Annotated in this window: 15 protein-coding genes; 5 read left to right on the forward strand and 10 right to left on the reverse strand. The window is 67.7% G+C overall.

What is annotated here, in order from left to right:
• Positions 1 to 142: 142 nt before the first annotated feature.
• The 9 genes from ACSSVZ_RS11930 to ACSSVZ_RS11970 all read right to left on the reverse strand — a co-directional run bounded on the left by ACSSVZ_RS11930 (position 143) and on the right by ACSSVZ_RS11970 (position 9,534).
• Complete coding sequence (locus tag ACSSVZ_RS11930) at positions 143 to 775, reverse strand: TetR/AcrR family transcriptional regulator (RefSeq protein WP_453970247.1); 633 nt, start codon at positions 773 to 775, stop codon at positions 143 to 145.
• A gap of 132 nt (positions 776 to 907) precedes the next feature.
• Positions 908 to 1,153, reverse strand: coding sequence for a DUF6356 family protein (locus ACSSVZ_RS11935; protein ID WP_453970248.1), 246 nt, complete (start codon positions 1,151 to 1,153; stop codon positions 908 to 910).
• Between the two features lie 184 nt (positions 1,154 to 1,337).
• Entirely contained in the window at positions 1,338 to 2,558 is a 1,221-nt protein-coding gene (locus tag ACSSVZ_RS11940; RefSeq protein ID WP_453970250.1) for a benzoate/H(+) symporter BenE family transporter, read from the reverse strand.
• 87 nt (positions 2,559 to 2,645) lie between these two features.
• Positions 2,646 to 4,580, reverse strand: coding sequence for a TRAP transporter permease (locus tag ACSSVZ_RS11945; protein WP_453970252.1), 1,935 nt, complete (start codon positions 4,578 to 4,580; stop codon positions 2,646 to 2,648).
• A gap of 247 nt (positions 4,581 to 4,827) precedes the next feature.
• On the reverse strand, positions 4,828 to 5,823 hold the full coding sequence (locus ACSSVZ_RS11950) for a TAXI family TRAP transporter solute-binding subunit (protein ID WP_453970254.1): 996 nt from the start codon (positions 5,821 to 5,823) through the stop codon (positions 4,828 to 4,830).
• A 257-nt stretch (positions 5,824 to 6,080) separates the two neighbouring features.
• On the reverse strand, positions 6,081 to 6,503 hold the full coding sequence (locus ACSSVZ_RS11955) for a PaaI family thioesterase (RefSeq protein ID WP_453970256.1): 423 nt from the start codon (positions 6,501 to 6,503) through the stop codon (positions 6,081 to 6,083).
• A gap of 38 nt (positions 6,504 to 6,541) precedes the next feature.
• Complete coding sequence (locus tag ACSSVZ_RS11960; RefSeq protein WP_453970257.1) at positions 6,542 to 8,032, reverse strand: class I adenylate-forming enzyme family protein; 1,491 nt, start codon at positions 8,030 to 8,032, stop codon at positions 6,542 to 6,544.
• A complete protein-coding gene (locus ACSSVZ_RS11965; RefSeq protein ID WP_453970259.1) occupies positions 8,029 to 9,036 on the reverse strand; it encodes a zinc-binding dehydrogenase in 1,008 nt (335 codons plus the stop codon). Before ACSSVZ_RS11965 ends, ACSSVZ_RS11960 begins: the two co-directional genes overlap by 4 nt.
• A gap of 15 nt (positions 9,037 to 9,051) precedes the next feature.
• Positions 9,052 to 9,534: a MarR family winged helix-turn-helix transcriptional regulator gene (locus ACSSVZ_RS11970; protein WP_453970261.1), complete on the reverse strand. Its 483-nt coding sequence runs from the start codon at positions 9,532 to 9,534 to the stop codon at positions 9,052 to 9,054.
• Between the two features lie 211 nt (positions 9,535 to 9,745).
• Here ACSSVZ_RS11970 and ACSSVZ_RS11975 point away from each other — a divergent pair, with 211 nt between their 5' ends.
• The 4 genes from ACSSVZ_RS11975 (at position 9,746) to ACSSVZ_RS11990 (ending at position 14,318) form a co-directional block, all read left to right on the forward strand.
• Positions 9,746 to 11,458, forward strand: coding sequence for a thiamine pyrophosphate-binding protein (locus ACSSVZ_RS11975; protein WP_453970263.1), 1,713 nt, complete (start codon positions 9,746 to 9,748; stop codon positions 11,456 to 11,458).
• A complete protein-coding gene (locus ACSSVZ_RS11980) occupies positions 11,458 to 12,399 on the forward strand; it encodes a VOC family protein (protein ID WP_453970265.1) in 942 nt (313 codons plus the stop codon). The genes ACSSVZ_RS11975 and ACSSVZ_RS11980 overlap by 1 nt, the downstream gene beginning before the upstream one ends.
• 34 nt (positions 12,400 to 12,433) lie before the next feature.
• Entirely contained in the window at positions 12,434 to 13,006 is a 573-nt protein-coding gene (locus tag ACSSVZ_RS11985; RefSeq protein ID WP_453970266.1) for a TIGR02444 family protein, read from the forward strand.
• Between the two features lie 139 nt (positions 13,007 to 13,145).
• Positions 13,146 to 14,318 (forward strand): M20 aminoacylase family protein, encoded by a 1,173-nt coding sequence (locus tag ACSSVZ_RS11990; protein WP_453970268.1) that lies wholly within the window; start codon positions 13,146 to 13,148, stop codon positions 14,316 to 14,318.
• 136 nt (positions 14,319 to 14,454) lie between these two features.
• Here the strand turns inward: ACSSVZ_RS11990 and ACSSVZ_RS11995 are convergent, their stop codons facing one another.
• Positions 14,455 to 14,838, reverse strand: a complete 384-nt coding sequence (locus tag ACSSVZ_RS11995; protein ID WP_453961308.1) for a DUF2794 domain-containing protein — start codon at positions 14,836 to 14,838, stop codon at positions 14,455 to 14,457.
• A 477-nt stretch (positions 14,839 to 15,315) separates the two neighbouring features.
• Between ACSSVZ_RS11995 and htpG the strand changes: the two genes are divergently transcribed.
• A complete protein-coding gene (gene htpG, locus ACSSVZ_RS12000; RefSeq protein WP_453970270.1) occupies positions 15,316 to 17,274 on the forward strand; it encodes a molecular chaperone HtpG in 1,959 nt (652 codons plus the stop codon).
• Positions 17,275 to 17,312: the final 38 nt, after the last annotated feature.

Below are 17,312 nucleotides of genomic sequence, written 5' to 3' on the forward strand. Positions count from 1 at the left end.
GGACGGGTGCGGAAATCGGCGGCAAGATGTCACCCTGGCGCCGTCGCGGCAACGCATCTCCGCCGGCAGGCCGTGCTTTGTGCGCGAGAGGACGGTCGAAGGGGCGGCGCGACGGCTGCCGGCTGTCCCTGCAGCCGTTCGTTCAGCCCGACCCGAGGGCGCGGGCGTAGCCGGTGGACTGCGTTCGCTCGGCCGACTCTCCCAACAGCAGGGAGGCCATGAACTGGGTTGCCCCACCGGCCTGCGCGCCGTCGTCGGCGCGGCGCAGTTGATGGTTCATGGCGTAGCCGTCGAACGCCATGAAGATGATCTCGGCGAGATGCGGGTCGTCGGCGAGATGGATGCGCTCTTCCGGCAGGCTGGCACGGATCATCCGCAGCAGTCTTCCGAGTGCGCTGTTCAGAAGCGCCGGATTGCAGCGCTCTTCCGGCAGGGCGGTGGTCAGGGCCTGCATGGCGTTGTTGGCCAGACCGTTTTCGGCAGCGGGCAGATCACGCCAGAAGGTTTCGAGAATGCGCAGCAGCCGGTCGCGGGGACCGGCGATCTCGCAGAGCTCATGCTCCAGCTCATCCAGGCGTTCCTCGAGCCATGGCTCGTAGATGGCGAACAGGATGTCGAGCTTGGAGAAGTAGTAGACGTAGATGTTGGATGTCGAGATGTTGGAGGCGCGGGCGATTTCGGCCATCGACGTACGGCTGTAGCCGCGCTCGCGGAACAGCGCGCGGGCGGCCCGCAGGATCGCCTCGGCAACCACCTGCTTCTTGATTTGCGCCATGTGCCGACCCTGGTTTGTTCACAAACGAACAAACAGGATCGGCCACCCGTTTGCAACAGCGGACCGCAAACCGCGGCCCGGATGCTCCGGCTGCCCTTCAGATCAGGTCGGGTCCGACCCGGCCCGCTTTGCTCAGCGGGCCTCGGTCGTGTGTGCCGCCGACGGCATCGGCGTGCGTCGGCGGTTTGCCACCATCCGGTCGTGCAGTTCGCTGACGGTCCGGCTGCCAGTGGTGGTGAACATGAACGGGAACAGCCCGTGCAGGACGCACGCGCACCCGGCGCCGAGCATCTTGGAGCCGAAGGAGAAAGCCACTCCCATGTGCTCGAAGTAGCTCTCCCCGACCGATTCAGGGTGCTCGGTGAACATGCGACGCATCGTACCCTCCGTCAGTGTATGGCGTTCTCTAGTTCATGAACTGTAGACGGGGAGCCGTAGGCGCGGGTTGCAAAATCTCCACTCTTTCGGGCCGGGGATAGAGCCTTGTTCCAAGGAATCGCGATCGGGTAGGTCACGATCCCAAGATGGTCGGCGCCCCGAGAATCGGGCATTTGCCGGTGCCCTATTCCGGCTCGGGCCGGTCCATGGTCCAGACGATCACCAGCCCGGCCAGCAGCGCCCAGAACGCGGAGGATAGCCCGAAGGGGGCGATGCCCGAGGCGGAGACCAGGAACGTGACCAGCGCGGCGAAGCGGTGGCCGACGGCGAAGGCACGGCTGAAGGACTCCTCGAGCACGCCCAGCAGGGCGAGCCCGGCCAGTGTCGCGGTCAGTGCCCCGGGAAGCACGAGCGCCAGGTCGGCGACCGTCGGCGCGAAGATGCCGAGCAGGATCGCGTAGCAGCCGAAGATGATGGCCGCGACGAAACGGCCGGCCTTCGGTCCGGCCGCCGAAAACAGGGCGGTGTGGACGGTGGCCACCGCAGCCGGAATGCCGCCGAACAGCGCGTTGACGGCGCTGATCCCCCCGATCCAGACGGTCGTCGCGTTGACCGGCGGCAGGAATCCGCGGGCCCGCAGGACCGCGAACGACTGGGCGTTGTGAATGGCGATGACGGTCAGGATCATCGGCGGGGCAAGCGACAGGATCGCTTCCAGGTGAAACGCCGGCATGATCAGGGCCGGATGGGCGAACCGCAGCCCCGGCAGCGTGGCCGCGTCGACCGGCTGGAACACCGCAACGGCGACCAGGCCGATCGCGACGGCGGCGAGAATCGGTGGGCAGCGTCGCCTCAAGGCCGGAACGCCGGTCACCAGCAGGAACGCGGCTACCGTTGGACCGGCGATGGCCGGCACGTCCGCCACGCTGGTCACCATGCGGGTGCCGAACGGCAGGAACACTCCGAGCAGCATGCCCAGCGCGACCGGCAGCGGGATCAGCGCGGTAAGCCGCTGGATGGAGCCGGACAGGCCGAGGAGCGCCAGGGCGCCCGATGCCACGATGCAGGCCCCCATCGCCTCCGCGAAGCTCATATGGGTGAGGGCAGCCGGCAGCAGGGTTGCGCCGGCGATGGTCCAGAGGACGGTGATGGGCTGCCGATAGAGGATCGACAGGACAATCGTGGTGAGGCCGCCCAGCCCGTAGACGACCGCGGTGAGCGACCCGATCAGCGCCGACGAGAGGCCGGCCTCCCGGCCGATGGTGAGGAGAATGGCGAACGTTCCGGTCGCCGACAGGATCATGGCGATCGCGGCGGCGGCCACGGTGTCCGCGGTGACACCGGCGCGGATCTCGCCCGGCCGGGGGAGCGGGCGGGCGATCGGCTCGATCGTGGAAAGGCGCATGGGACGGAAAACCCCGGCCTGGAACAAGAAAATGGGCGGCGGAGCCGTGCCGTGCTCCGCCGCCCGATTACGAGATCGCCGCCGGTGTCAGGGCGATGGTTCGGTCGACACGGCTGCTGCGGTGCGGCGCGCACTGTACCAGAACCAGCTGATCAGCAGAGCGATCAGCACCAGGGCCGCGATCGACATGAGCGGATTAGGTGCGATCGATAGCACGCCGAGCGCGAACGCCGCGATCCGCTCCACGGGGTTCAGGTCGCGGAACAGCCAGCCGATGATCGCCGGCGCGAAGGCGATGAAGCCGAACAGCAGCGACACGATCCCGATCACCGTGTCCATCGGCGTGTCGATCAGCAGGAGGCCCGGGTGGAGCACGAAGCTGTAGGGGATGAGGAAGCCCGGGATCGCCAGCTTCACCGCCGTCCAGCCCGTATCCGACGCCGACGCCCCCGAGATCGTTGCCGCCGCATAGGACGAAAGCGCCACCGGTGGGGTGAGCATGGAGAGGATGGCGAAGTAGAAGGCGAAGAAGTGGGCGGTGATCGGCTCCAGTCCCAGCCGGATGAGCGCCGGCGCGATGAGGATGGCGCCCATGATATAGGCCGAGCTGGTGGGCATCCCGGCGCCGAGGATGATGGTCGCCACCATGGCGAACAGCAGGATCAGCGGCAGGTACCCGGCCGACAGCTCCACCACCAGCGAGGTGAACTTGGTGCCGAGGCCGGTGAACGCGATGACCGAGATGATCACGCCGGCGAGCGCGCAGGGGAGCGCGACCGAGAGGGCGCGTTCCGAACAGCGGGCCAGCGCCTGCACGATCTCGAGCGGCCTCCGGCGGCTTGCCGGATTGAGGGTCCCGATCAGAATCGTCAGGGCGATCGCCTCGATCGAGGCATAGGTGACGTTCTGGCCGGTGATGATGCGGTAGGCGAGCCAGCCGAGCGGGACGATCATGATCCCGCGCTTGCGCACGGTCTCGCGAACGGTCGGCACCTCGCCTTCCTTGATCAGCGGCAGCTTCTTGCGCCGCGCCTCGAGGTCGACGCACAGCAGGACGGCGAAGAAGTAGAAGAACGCCGGCAGGATCGAGGCCAGCACGATGTCGGAATAGGGCACGCGCAGGAAGTCGGCCATGATGAACGCCGCGGCGCCCATGACCGGCGGCATGATCTGACCGCCGGTGGAGGCGACGGCCTCGACCGCACCTGCGAAACGCGGCGTGTAGCGGACGCGCATCATCAGCGGGATGGTGAAGATGCCCGTGCTCATCACGTTGGCGACGGCGCTGCCCGAGACCGATCCCATCATGCCGGAGGCAATGACGGCGGTCTTCGCCGGGCCGCCCTGGGTGCGGCCGGCGATGGCGAGCGCGAGGTCGATGATCAGGCGGCCGCCGCCGAAGATTTCAAACACGGCGGCGAACAGGATGAAATAGTAGACCACGTCCACCGACACCCCGATGGGGATGCCGAGAAGGCCGTCGGCCGACAGAACCTGCACTTCGATGAAGCCGAACAGGTCGGTGGAGCGGTGCGCCAGCAGGCCGGGCCAGTAGTCGCCGGTGAAGTAGTAGAAGACGAAGAAGGCCGCGAGCAGGGTCATGCCGAGGCCCAGAAGCCGGCGCGACGTCTCGAACAGCAGGCCGAGAAAGACGAAGCAGCTGTAGTAGTCGGCCCAGGCGAGCGGATCGATGCCGGGGAAGCGATCGAGGGTGCGCTCCAGGTTCGCCCACATGACGATGGGCGGCGTGAGCGCGACGACCGCGAGCGCCTGGTTGAGACGCCGCCACCAGACCGGTCCCTCGCGGGATGTCAGGAGGAGCGCCAGGGCGAGCGCGAACGACACGTGCGTGCCGCGTTTGACCAGCGTGTCGATGTACGGGTTGAAGGCGATGACCGCCTGAAAGAGCGCCCAGGCCACCGCGACCAGCGCGGCGGGCTCGAGGACATTGCGCCAGCGGTCGAACGTGAACCGTGCCGAGCTCTCCTCGGCGGGCGTCTCAGTTTCGGTGCCAGTCGTCAAAGGGGTTCGCCTCCGCGATCATCAGTCCGCCCCGACGGCGTCTCTCAAGACGGCGCACCGGTCAGCGTCGAAGAATTCAAGCGGGCAGGGATGCCCGGTCCGAAGCATGATGATGTTGGATCGAGTTCAGCGTCCGGCTCGATCTCTTTGCTCGCCACTCGCTGCCGATGCCGGACGATGCGGACATCGATCTCGCGTTTCCCCGGCGGAGTAGCGGCTCCCGGCACCGCCGGGAGCCGCGGCGCGGCTACATGTAGCCGGCTTCCTTGTAGTAGCGGATCGCGCCCGGATGCAGCGCGATCACGTTGTTTTCGGGCTTCCAGGCTTCCGCGCAGGTGAAGCCGGAGAGCGCCTTGTGGATGGTCTGGAGCGTCTCGGTCTGCTCGCAGATCGTCTTGGTGATCGTGTAGGCGAGCTCCTCGGAGAAGTCCTCCCGCACGAACAGGATGGTGGTCGTGCCGGGGACCTTCACATCGGCGTCCTGGCCTTCGAAGGTTCCCTTCGGCATCGTCACCGGGCTCCAGCCGTACTTCGACTGCAACTCCGACAGCACCTTCTCGGAGGGCTGCAGGAACGACATGGCCGTCGTCGTGGTGATTTCCGTCATCGCCGGGTGGCCGCGGGTCACGGTGTGCACCCAGAAATCGGCCTGGCCGCTCACCAGCGCATCCTTGACGATGCCGAACGAGCGCACGCGGTCGATCGATCCGCCATCCGCCTCGATCTTCTCCGGCGGGTAGCCGGCCGCGGTCAGCATCTGGATGCCGCCTTCGCCACCTGAGCTGCCCTTCTGGAGCAGCACGACGCGGAGCTTCGGGTTCGCCTTCAGATATTCGTCGAGGCTGGCCGGCTGGTCGGCGCCGGTGACGACGGCCGGCAGGTAGTACTGGTCGAGACCGCCGACGAGGGAGCGGAGGTTGGTGATCGGCTCCTTGTAGACGACGTCGCCCGCTTCGGCCCATTTGGCAACCGAGGCCATGCCGAAGCCGAGGTCGAACTTGCCCTGGCTGACCAGCAGGGCGTTGGCCGTTCCACCGCCCTCCGGGGGGGTGTCGATGACCGAACCGGACGGCAGCACCTTGCGCAGCATCTCGCCGAGCCCGACCGAGTAGGCGTACCAGCTGGACGCCTGGCCGAACGACGCGATGCTCAGTTCCACCGGATCCTGAGCGTAGCTCGGCCCCGCAGAGACCATTGCCGTCGCGATCGCCGCGGCTGCAATGCTGTTCTTGATCATGGACATAGTGAAGTTTCCCCTTGTTGCTGTGTTGGACGAGCGGTCCAACTGCTTGCGCGGTGACGCGGAGCACCCGACAGCATCGATGGCCCGCTCGGCCTGGATGCTCCCGGCAGTCGGCGGCCTCATCGCCGCCGCCCCTTTCACGAATGTGCCGCTGGTCGTGTCCCCTCCGGCGGCAACCCGTGGCAGAGCCTAGTCGGCGCCTCGCGTGGCACAAGGCACACGCGTCTTCCCAGGCGTCGACAAGGCACCTTCCTGTTTCACTTCTTGGCGGCCGCGGAGAAGTATGTTCCCCGGCCCGAAGCGAGCAGCTTACCGTTCTCGTCCGCCACAGTCGCCTCGACGGTTGCAAATTGTCCACCCGCGCGGACGATGCGCCCCGTCACCGTCAGGTCGCCCGGCATGGCGGCGCGGTGATAGTCGACGCGCAGATCGATCGTCGGCACCGGCTTGCCGAGGTCAGCGGCCAGCGCGTAGTCGGCGACCACGTCGATGAGCGTCGCCAGGATGCCGCCGTGCGTGTAGCGGCCCTCGGGATTGACGACGAACTCCTCGCGCCAGCGCGACACCACGACGATGTGATCCTCGGCGACTTCCTGGACCTCGAGTCCGAGCCACTGATGGAACGGGGCACGCGTGATCAGGGTCTGGAGCGCTTCTTTAGTCAGTCGGTCGTCTGCCACCTGGATCTCCTTGTGGGTTTCGGTGCGCGGGTCGGGGATCAGCCGGCGGCGAGCGCCTTGAGCTGCTCCTTGTCGACCTTGTTGGTTCCGGTGAGCGGGATCTCCGGGATGATGAACACCCGCCTCGGGTGGGCGTAGGCCGGGCCGTTCTCGATGGTGAAGGCCTTGAGCTCGTCTTCCGACGGGCTGGCGCCGGCGGCGGGCACGACGAAGGCGTAGGGAACCATGCCCTTCATCTCGTGGGCGAACGGCAGCACGGTCGCCTGGGCCACTGAGGGATGGCTCTCCAGCAGCGTCTCGACCTCCTGCGGGTAGACGTTCTCGCCGCCGACCACGAACATGTCGTCGGTGCGGCCGATGAAATAGAACCAGCCGTCGTCGCCGTGGCGCAGCACGTCGCCGGTGCGGTACCAGCCGTCGATGAAGCGCTCGGCCGTCTTGTCGGGCATGCCGTAGTAGCCGAGGGCGACGCCGGGGTTGCGGACCCAGAGCTCGCCGTCGCGCTCGGTCTGGCCGCCGACGAAGCGGTAGTCGCAGCCGGCGATCGGCCAGCCGACGCTGGTCGGAGGCTGCGGGGACCCGTCCGGACTGTACCAGCCGGTCATGATCGGCCCGCCTTCGGTGGTGCCGTAGTTCATGTGGACTTCGGCGGAGGGGAAGGTCGCGGCGATCTCGGACAGCAGGGTGTCGGAAGCCGGCGCCGATCCCATCGAGATGACCCGGACGCCGCTGGTGTCGACGCCGTCGAGGAACTGGCGACGCTGCAGCAGCATCGCCATCATCGTCGGCACGCCGGTCAGCATGGTCGCGCCGTGGTCGCGGATCGCCGCCACGGTAGCCTCTATGTCGAACTTCGGCAGCACCAGCAGCGTCGACCCGACGAGCAGCCCGGTCTTGATCGCGACGATCGCATTCTTGTGGAAGAACGGGGCGGAGAGCAGGGCACGGTCGCTGTTCACGAGGCGGCGGTGCGTCGCCAGCGTTTCGGCGGCCCAGATCTGGCCGGAATGGGTCAGCAGCACGCCCTTCGGCGCGCCGGTGGTGCCGGACGTGTAGAGCTGCATCGACACCTGCTGCGGCTCCGGGACGATCGCCTCGAAGCTGCCCTCGTCCTTGAAGGTGGCGAGGTCGGTGTCGATGTCGATGAGCAGGCGCGAGGCGGCGTCCGCGGCGTCGCGAAACGCGGCCTCGGTGAAGACGACCCGCACGCCGGCGTCGTCCAGCACCGAGCGCAGCCGCTCGCGCGGCAGCTTGATGTTGACCGGCACCGGCACCGCGCCGATGCGCAGGGCGCCGAACAGGATCTCGAAGAACGCGGTCCGGTTGAGGCAGAGAATGCCGACCCGGTCGCCAGCGACGACGCCGTGGTGCGCAAGTCCGCGCGCCACGGCATCACAGGCGGCGTCAAGTTCACCGTATGTGATGGCGCGGCCCCCCGAACCCGGTGCGACGTCAATCGCAGCCAGGCGGTCGGCCGGAACATGGGAAAAAAGCCGTCCGAGATTGGGGTGAGCCGCGCGTTCGATCATGGGGTGACGATCACCTTGCCGATGACCTTGCGGTCTTCGATGAGGCCGAGGGCTTCCTGAGCCTTATCAAGCGGAAGCTCGCGATCGATCACCGGCTTCATCTTGCCTTCCTGGATGTAGCCCATCAGCGCTTCGAGGTCTTCGCGGGCCCAGGAGTTGGAGCCGCAGACCTTGAGCTCGAAGGTCCAGACAAAGCGCAGGTCGGTCTTCGGATCGAAGCCGGCGGTGGCGCCGCAGGTGAGCAGGCGACCGCCGCGCTTCAGCGAGCGCAGCGACGGAACCCAGGTCTCGCCGCCGGTGAAGTTCACGACCACATCCACGCCACCGTCGAAGGAGCGGCGGTGCGGCTTGCCGAACAGCTCGTAGACCTTCTTGTGGAACTCTTCCTTGCTGTAGTCGACCACGTGGTCGGCGCCCATTTCGGTGAGGCGGGCGAGCTTGCTCTCCGACGAGCCGGCCGCCAGCACTTCCATGCCGATCATCTTGGCGAGCAGCAGGGCGCCGGTGCCGACGCCGCCCGATGCGCCGAGGATGAGGGCCTTTTCACCGGCCTTGATGTTGCCGTTGGTGAACATCATGCGATGGGCGGTGCCGTAGGCGACGGGCAGGGAGGCCGCCTGGGCGTAGGTGACGCCTTCCGGGATGCGGACGAGCTGGTGCGCGCGCGTCTTGCAGTACTCCGCCAGGCCGCCGTTGTAGGTTTCGCCCTGAAGGCCGCCTTCGACACGGTTCAGCGGATCGACCAGCACGCGGTCGCCGACCTTCCAGTCGGTGACGTCGGGGCCGACCTCGGCGATCTCGCCGGCGACGTCGAGACCCGGGATCACAGGCAGGGACAGCTTGATGCCGGGCATGCCGTTGCGGGTGAAGATGTCGTGGTAGTTGAGCGAGCAGGCCTTGACGCGAAGGACAACGTCGCCCGGTCCCGGCGTCGGATCCTCGTAGTCGGTATGGTAGACGAGATTTTCTGTTCCGCCGTGCTCGTGAACTGCGACAGCTTTCATGGGGTGGGTTTCTCCTCAGATCTGTTCGATTGGGGCTTTGCCGGCGTGTCCGGCGGCAGGGTCGAGGTTGGCGATCATCACGTCGAGCGTGTCGACGACCTGAGCGACGGCAGCCTCGGAGAGGTTGTGAATGGCCTGTTCGTTGACCGATGCGATGCCGGTCAGCACGATGGACTGGACGGCGCGGCCGTGCGGTGTCAGCCAGTGGCGGACGAGCCGACCGTCGGTCGGGCAGGGCAGGCGGTCGATAAGTCCGTCGCGTTCCATCCGCTTGAGCGTATGGGCGATGGTGGACTGCTCGATGCGGACGCGCTCAACGAGCTGTTTCTGGGTGAGCCCGTCCTCGCCCCACAGCGCCGCCAGCAGCGGATACTGGCCGGGCAGAACGCCTTCTGCCACCGTGTGCGTCTTCAGCGCCTGGGCCATCAGCCGCGCCAACAGGTTGATGCGGTAGCCGATCGTGTCCGGGGCAGCGACCTGGGTCGTGTCTGTCGTCACGGGGTGCCGTCTCGTTCCTGCCAGCTGGCGGTGCCGGATGGGCACCAGCCAATTTATATCGCATGCCATATTGATTACGAAGTGCCGGATGCGTCAAGATATGGCATGCAATATTTTTTGGCAGGGCTCTTCGAACAGCCATAAAGGGGTTCGCACTGGGCCCCGCCCTGTTTCAACCTGCAGCCAGGCAAATCACGAGGCGAGCGACGCGATGACAGATGGTGCGACGAACGGAAACCGGCTGACCGGGGCGGAAGCCATGGTGCGGCTTCTGGAGGCTCACGACGTCGACACCGTCTTCGGATTGTGCGGGGACACCAGCCTTCCGTTCTACGACGCGCTGCATCGGATCGGCGGTTCGATCCGCCACGTGCTGACCCGTGACGAGCGCTCCGCGGGCTACATGGCCGACGCCTATGCCCGCGTCACCGGCCGCATCGGCGTCTGCGAAGGCCCCAGCGGCGGCGGGGCCACCTACATCCTGCCGGCGCTCGTGGAGGCCGGCGAATCGTCGATCCCCATCCTGGCCATCACCACCGACATCGGCGTCGCCGGCCGCGGGCGCTACACTCTGACCGAACTCGATCAGCGGCTGCTCTTCAACCCCGTCACGACTTACAATGAGGTGATCGACACCGCGGAAATGCTGCCGCGGGTGGTCCGCAGGGCGTTCCGCGAGGCGACGTCGGGCCGTTGCGGCTCCGCCCATCTGGGGCTGCCGTTCGACGTGCAGAAGGACCCGGTGAACGAAGCCGACGTCTGGGCCGATCCGCGCTACGGCCATTTCCCGGCGACGCGGTCCGGTCCCGATCCCGATGAGGTCGAGACCGCCGTTCGCCTGATCGGCGAGGCCAAGCGGCCGGTGCTCATCTGCGGCGGCGGCGTGGTCATCTCCGGCGCCGAGGCCGCCCTCGCGGCGCTCGCCGAGGCGTTCGACGCGCCGGTGGCCACGACGATTTCAGGGCAGGGCTCGATCGCCGACGACCATCCGCTGGCGGTCGGCGTGGTCGGGTCCAACGGCGGTACCCCGGAAACCCGCGCCTGCGTCGAGGCGGCCGACCTGGTCGTGTTCGTCTCCTGCCGGGCCGGCTCGGTCACCACCGAGCGCTGGCGTTTCCCGCCGGTCGGCACGAAGATCGTCCATATCGATGCCGACGCGGCCGCCATCGGCGCCAACTACCCGACCGACGCGGTGCTCGTGGGCGACGCGAAGCTGGCCCTGCAAGCGATGCTGAAGGCGCTGCCGGAGCGGGCCGCCGACCCGGAACGCGCCCGTGCCGTGCGGGCCCGGCTCGCCGATGCCCGGGCGCGCAAGGCCGAGCGGTTTATGCAGCTTGCCCGCAGCGACGAGAGCCCGATCCGGCCGGAGCGGCTGATCGCCAGCCTCTATGCCAACACCGATCCCGACACGATCATCGTGGCCGATCCGGGCACGCCCTGCCCGTATTTCTCGGCCTACTACGACATCCGGCAGACCGGGCGCACCTTCATCTCCAACCGGGCCCACGGCGCGCTCGGCTACGCGCTCGCGGCATCGATGGGGGCCGCGGTCGGGCGTCCGGGCGTCAAGACGATCGCGGTGAGCGGCGACGGGTCGTTCGCCATGGGCTGCGGCGAGCTGGAGACGGCGGTACGCCTCAACCTCCCGATCACCTTCGTCACCATCTCCAATTCGGTCTTCGGCTGGATCAAGGCCGGCCAGAAGACCGGCTTCAACGAGCGCTATTTCTCGGTCGATTTCTCCCGCACCGACCATGCGGCGGTGGCCGCCGGCTTCGGCCTGAAGACGTTCCGCGTGACCGATCCGGCCGACCTCGACGCGACGCTGAAGGCGGCGATCGCGCACGACGGGCCGACGCTCGTCGACGTCATCTGCCAGCCGCTGCAGGACGCGGCCGCACCCGTCAGCGAATGGGTGGCGTGATGGCACGTCCGGATATCGGCGCAGAGGGGCAGTTGCCCCACGATCCGGGCGCGGTCTTTCTCGATCACATCGGGCATTTCGTGGCGGACCATGACGCGGCGGCGGAAGCCCTGGTGTCGCTCGGCTTCGCCCCCACGCCCTGGACCGTGCAGACCAACCCCGATCCCGACGGGGGGCCTCCACGCCTCACCGGGACCGGCAACCGCTGCGTGATGTTCCGCCAGGGCTACGTGGAGGTTCTCGCCAAGACCGCCGACACGCCGCTGGCGCGGGAATTCGACCGGGCGGTGGCGCGCTACCCTGGCGTTCACCTGATCGCCTTCGGCACGGCCGACGCGGCGGCCGAACGGGCCCGGCTTGCCGAGGCGGGCTTCGCGGTGCAGCCGATGGTCGATCTGCGCCGCAAGGTGGAGGACGGCAGCGGCGCCGAGGTGGAGCTGGCGTTTTCCGTCGCGCGGGTGGTGGCCGGCGAGATGGAGGAGGGGCGGATCCAGTTCCTCACCCATCGCACCGAAAAGGCCATGTGGCAGCCGCAGATGCTGGACCATCCGAACGGCGCGGAAAGCCTCACCGACCAGATCGTGGTGGTGGCCGACCTGGAGCGGGCCACCGAACGGTGGGAGCGCTTCCTGGCGCGCCCGTCGACGCCGGTGGCCTGCGGGCGCACCTTCCGGCTGGAGCGGGGACGGATCACGCTGTGCTCGGTCGCCCACGCGTCGATGGCCGCGCCCGGAGACTGCCCCGCGCCGCCGGCAATGATCGCCTACGGCGTCGGCGTCGCCGATCTGGCACCGTTGCAGGCCTGTCTCGACCGGTCCGGGATCGCACCGGTGGACACGGCGCCCGGACGGGTGACGGTCGCCATGCCTGAGGCGCTGGGGATTGGCGTCATCCATTTCCTGACGGCCGAGGCCGACCCGCCATGGCTCCGCGGCGGATGAAGCGGCGGCACGCAGCGAACAGGACCTACCGGTCATGAGCTCCCCGGACATCCCCTTCCCGGAACATCCCTTCTGGGCTTTTTCTCTCGCTGTCTATGGCGGCGATGGGGTCGCCCCGGCGTGCCTGGAACTGCAGGACCGGCGCGGCATCGACGTCAATCTGCTGCTGTTCTGCCTCTGGTGCGCGACCGAGCGGGGGGCTGCGTACGAGACCGATGCGTTCCGCACGATCGCTGCCGCCGCAAGCGACTGGCAGCGCACGGTGATCCAGCCGATGCGGACGGCCCGCCGCCGGCTCAAGGCCGGGTCGCCGCACCTTCCCGAGGACACCGTCGCCGCGCTTCGCCGTGAGGTGCTGGCTTCGGAGATCGCCTGCGAGCACGGCGAACAGCTGATCATCGCGGGCGCAGCAGAAGCCCTGCCCGATGCCCCCCGGACCATGGAGGCGGGAGAGGCTGTCGTGGCCAACGTGCTGGCCTACTGCGCGGCGGCCGGGCTCAGGCTCGAACGGTCCGACGCCCAGGCGCTGGCCACGGTGTTCGCCGCGAAGCTGCCAGACCCCGACGCCAATCTGGCCGCTGCGCAGGTGCTGGACAGCCTCGGCTGATCACGGGAAGAGCTTCGGCCGGATTGCCCCTCTCCGATTGACCGTCACCAGAGGACGCATGGTAGTGTGCGCTGCAACGGGGGCGGGCCTGGCAAGGGCACCGATGCGCCCGAACGACCTGCTCCAGCGGAGGCCTTCCATGCCGATCGTCAATCGCTTTGCCGATCTCCTGCCCGACATCACGGCATGGCGCCGCGACTTCCATCAGCACCCCGAGACCCTCTACGACGTGCACCGCACCGCCGCTCGGGTGGCGGAGCTCCTGACCCACTTCGGGGTCGACGAGGTGGCGACCGGGATCGGCCAGACGGGCGTGGTGGGCGTGATCCGGGGGCGGACCGACACCGCCGGGCGGGTGATCGGCCTGCGGGCCGACATGGACGCGCTTCCCATTCACGAAACCACCAACCGCCCCTACGCCTCGACGGAGCCCGGCAAGATGCATGCCTGCGGCCACGACGGCCACACGGCGATGCTTCTAGGTGCGGCCCACTATCTGGCCGAGACCCGCAAATTCGACGGCACGGCGGTGGTGATCTTCCAGCCGGCCGAAGAGGGCGGCGCCGGCGGCAAGGCGATGATCGACGACGGTCTGATGGACCGCTTCGGCATCCAGCAGGTCTACGGCATGCACAATTATCCGGGCCTGCCGGTCGGCGAGTTCGCGATCCGGCCGGGGTCGTTCATGGCGTCGGCGGACCTGATCGAGATCGCCATCGAGGGGAGGGGCGGCCATGCGGCCTGGCCCCACACCACCGTGGATCCGGTGCTTGTCGGCGCGCACATCGTGACCGCCGTCCAGTCGATCGCCTCGCGCTCCGTCGATCCGCTCGAAGCCGTCGTGGTGTCGATCACCCAGTTTCATGCCGGCGATACCGACAACGTGATCCCGGCGACGGCGCGGCTGGCCGGGACGGTGCGCACCCTCAGCCCCGACGTGCGGGATTTCGTCGAGGGGCGGCTGCGGGAACTCGTCGAGGCGACGGCGGCGTCCTTCGGGGCCAGGGCGACGCTCAGCTACGAGCGCAACTATCCGGTCGTGGTGAACGACGCAGCCGAAACGGAATTCGTGAGCCGGGTCGCCGCCGATATCGCCGGCGCCGACCGGGTCGACACCAACGCGGTGCCGATGATGGGCGCGGAGGACTTCTCGTTCATGCTGGAATCCCGGCCGGGCGCGTTCATTTTCATGGGCAACGGCGACAGCGCCAAGCTCCACAATCCCGACTACGACTTCAACGACGAGGCGATCCCCTACGGCTGCTCCTACTGGGTGCGCCTGGCGGAAACCGCGCTGGCGGCGCGCGCCTGAATGCCTGTCTCGTTCATGTCGCGGCGATCTGAACGGGAAGGAATTGCTCGAGCCATTGGTTCTGGAGCGGTTCTCCTCGACCGACTGGTCCTGCCTCGTCGGAAAGGGCCCCCGACGCCGGCGACGTCGGACGGGCTCAGGACCCGACGAGGCGCAGGTCGCGCTTCTTCTCGAAGACCCGCAGCACCTTCTCCAGGTCGTGGCCGCGCTTGAGGACCGCCCCGCCGGCGTTCACCACCGCATAGGCGCCCTGCTTGCGCGCCAGTGCTGGCGTCTTGGTGACGCGATAGAGGGGAACCTCGGCCGTGCGCCGGAAGATCGAGAAGGTCGCCTGATCGCGGTGATGGTCGATGGCGTAGTCGCGCCACTCTCCTTCGGCGACCTTGCGCCCATAGAACCGGAGAATGAGGCTCAGCTCGGTGCGGTGGAAGGTGGTGAGCCGCAGGGCGGGGTTGGACGGTCTGGAGCCGCCGAACTGGATCACGCTGGCCGGGGATCGACTTTCTTCCGTCTCGCTCATCACGCCTCCTGCCGTCATTCCGCTGACATGATCGGGGTAAAGGCGCCAGGCATCAAGGGGTGGCGCCTATGCGTCGCAGGCAATTGCCGGCACCGCAGGCCCTCGGCTTCGCCGCCGCCTGGGGCGCGCAAATGATCCCCGTTCCGACAAAATTCAGCCCTTTCGCCGCCATGGGGAACCTGCAGGTTGGTTTGGCGTTATCCGGTTGATCCGGTCGCGCTCGGCTTTGGTAATCGTCAGCCCCCCAGCCCCCCGAAGCTGACGACGCGGCCGGATCGCCTACCTCCAGGCTAACGCATTAGGGTCGACCGAAAGGTCGGCCCTTTTTTCTTTTCGACCGCCTGCTTAGCTATCGCTCACAGGGGCTGCGGCTCTTGCGAACCGCACGTGGGTTCGGCAAGACAGCGTTGCCTGCGCGCCGGCACCGGCCGGTCGTGCACCTGGACATCGAAGCAACAAGAGACGGTGAAAACGGCCATGACCGGCGAAAGCGATACCTCGCCCGCATCCGAAACCCGCGCCTTCGAGGCAGACGTTTCGCGGCTGCTGCACATGATGGTGCACTCGGTCTATTCTAAGAAGGACGTCTTCCTCCGCGAACTGATCTCGAACGCCGCTGATGCGTGCGAGAAGCTGCGCTATCGCGCCGTCACCGATGTCGACCTCCTCGGTGGCGACGCCGCGCTGAAGGTGCTTGTCGAGACCGACAAGGCGGCGGGGCGCCTCACCATTTCCGACAACGGCGTCGGCATGACGCGCGACGAGCTGGTCGAGAATCTCGGTACCATCGCGCGCTCCGGCACCCGTGCCTTCCTGGAGGCGGCCGCCGGCAGCGGCGACGGATCAGGCCTCATCGGTCAGTTCGGCGTGGGCTTCTACTCCGCCTTCATGGTGGCGAGCGAAGTGGTGGTCGTCAGCCGTGCCGTGGGCGCCGAGGAGGCCTGGACCTGGCGCTCCGACGGATCCGGTTCGTTCACCGTCGAGCCCGCCGGTGACGACGCTCCGGCGCGGGGCACCCGGGTGACCATGATCCTCAACGACGACTCCAAGGAGTTCGCCGAGGCAGCGACGGTCGAGCGCACCATCCGGCACTATTCCGCCCACGTGCCGGTACCGGTGTTCGTCAGGCCGGATCCCGGCGGCGACGAGAAGGAAGTCGTCGACGGCACCGCCCTGTGGGTGAAGCCGAAGAGCGAGATCTCCTCCGAGGAATACAAGGAATTCTACCATTTCGTGTCCGGCAACTGGGATGCGCCGGCGTTCACGATCCACTACCGGGCCGAGGGCCGACAGGAGTACACGGTCCTCCTGTTCGTGCCGGAGACCCAGCCGTTCGATCTCTTCGATCCGGACCGGCGCGGCCGGGTGCGGCTGTATGTCCGCCGGGTGTTCATCACCGACGATGCCGACGTGTTGCCGTCCTGGCTGCGCTTCGTGCGCGGCGTGATCGATTCCCAGGACCTGCCGCTCAACCTCTCCCGCGAGATGCTGCAGACGAACCCGCTGCTGGCGGCGATCCGAAAGGCGGTCACCAACCGCGTTCTGTCGGAGCTGGAGAAGGCTGCCGGCAACGACGCTGAGGCCTATACGAAATTCTGGGCCACTTTCGGCGCGGTGTTGAAAGAGGGCCTCTACGAGGATCCCGAGCGGCGCGATGCCCTCTTCAAGCTGTCCCGCTTCCACACCACCAGCGATCCGGAGGGGTGGCGCTCGCTCAGCGACTATGTCGGCGCCATGAAGGAAAACCAGACGGCGATCTACTACGCGATCGGCGAGAATCCCTCAGCGCTCGCCGAGGCGCCGCACCTGGAAGGTTTCCGGGCCCGCGGCATCGAGGTCCTGCTGCTGACCGACCCGGTCGATTCGTTCTGGGTCCAGGCGGCGGTCGGCTTCGACGGAAAGCCGTTCCAGTCGGTTACCCAGGGCAAGGCGGATCTCGACGCGATCCCGCTCTCCGACGCCGACGGGAGCAAGGATGACGACGCTGCCGCCCGTGCGGGCGACGTCGCGACGCTGTCGGCGCTCTTCAAGCAGGCGCTCGGCGATCGGGTGAGCGACGTGCGCACGTCCGACCGTTTGGCCACGAGCCCGGCCTGCCTGGTTGCGTCCGAGGCCGGACCCGACCGGCAGTTCGAACGGCTGATGGCGCGCCAGCGCGGCGGGGCCGGCGGGCGCATGCCGCCGGTGCTCGAACTCAACCCGCGCAACGCGCTGGTCAAGGCGCTGTCGGAGCAGGCGAGCCGGGGTGGAGAGGCGGCACGCCTGGAGGAGGCGGCGTTCATGCTGCTGGCCAGCGCCGAGATCCTCGACGGCGAGGCGCCCAGCGATCCGGCCGCCTTCAACAAGCGGCTGCTTGCCATGATGGAGCTGGCGTTCAACGCCGCTCCCGCGGACCGGAGCGGCGCCCCGGCGGCCGACGGCGGCGCGGACGGTTAATGGCGGATTAACCTTGTTCGATTAGACATCGGTCCTGG

It is taken from the genome of Amorphus sp. MBR-141 (assembly GCF_053628695.1).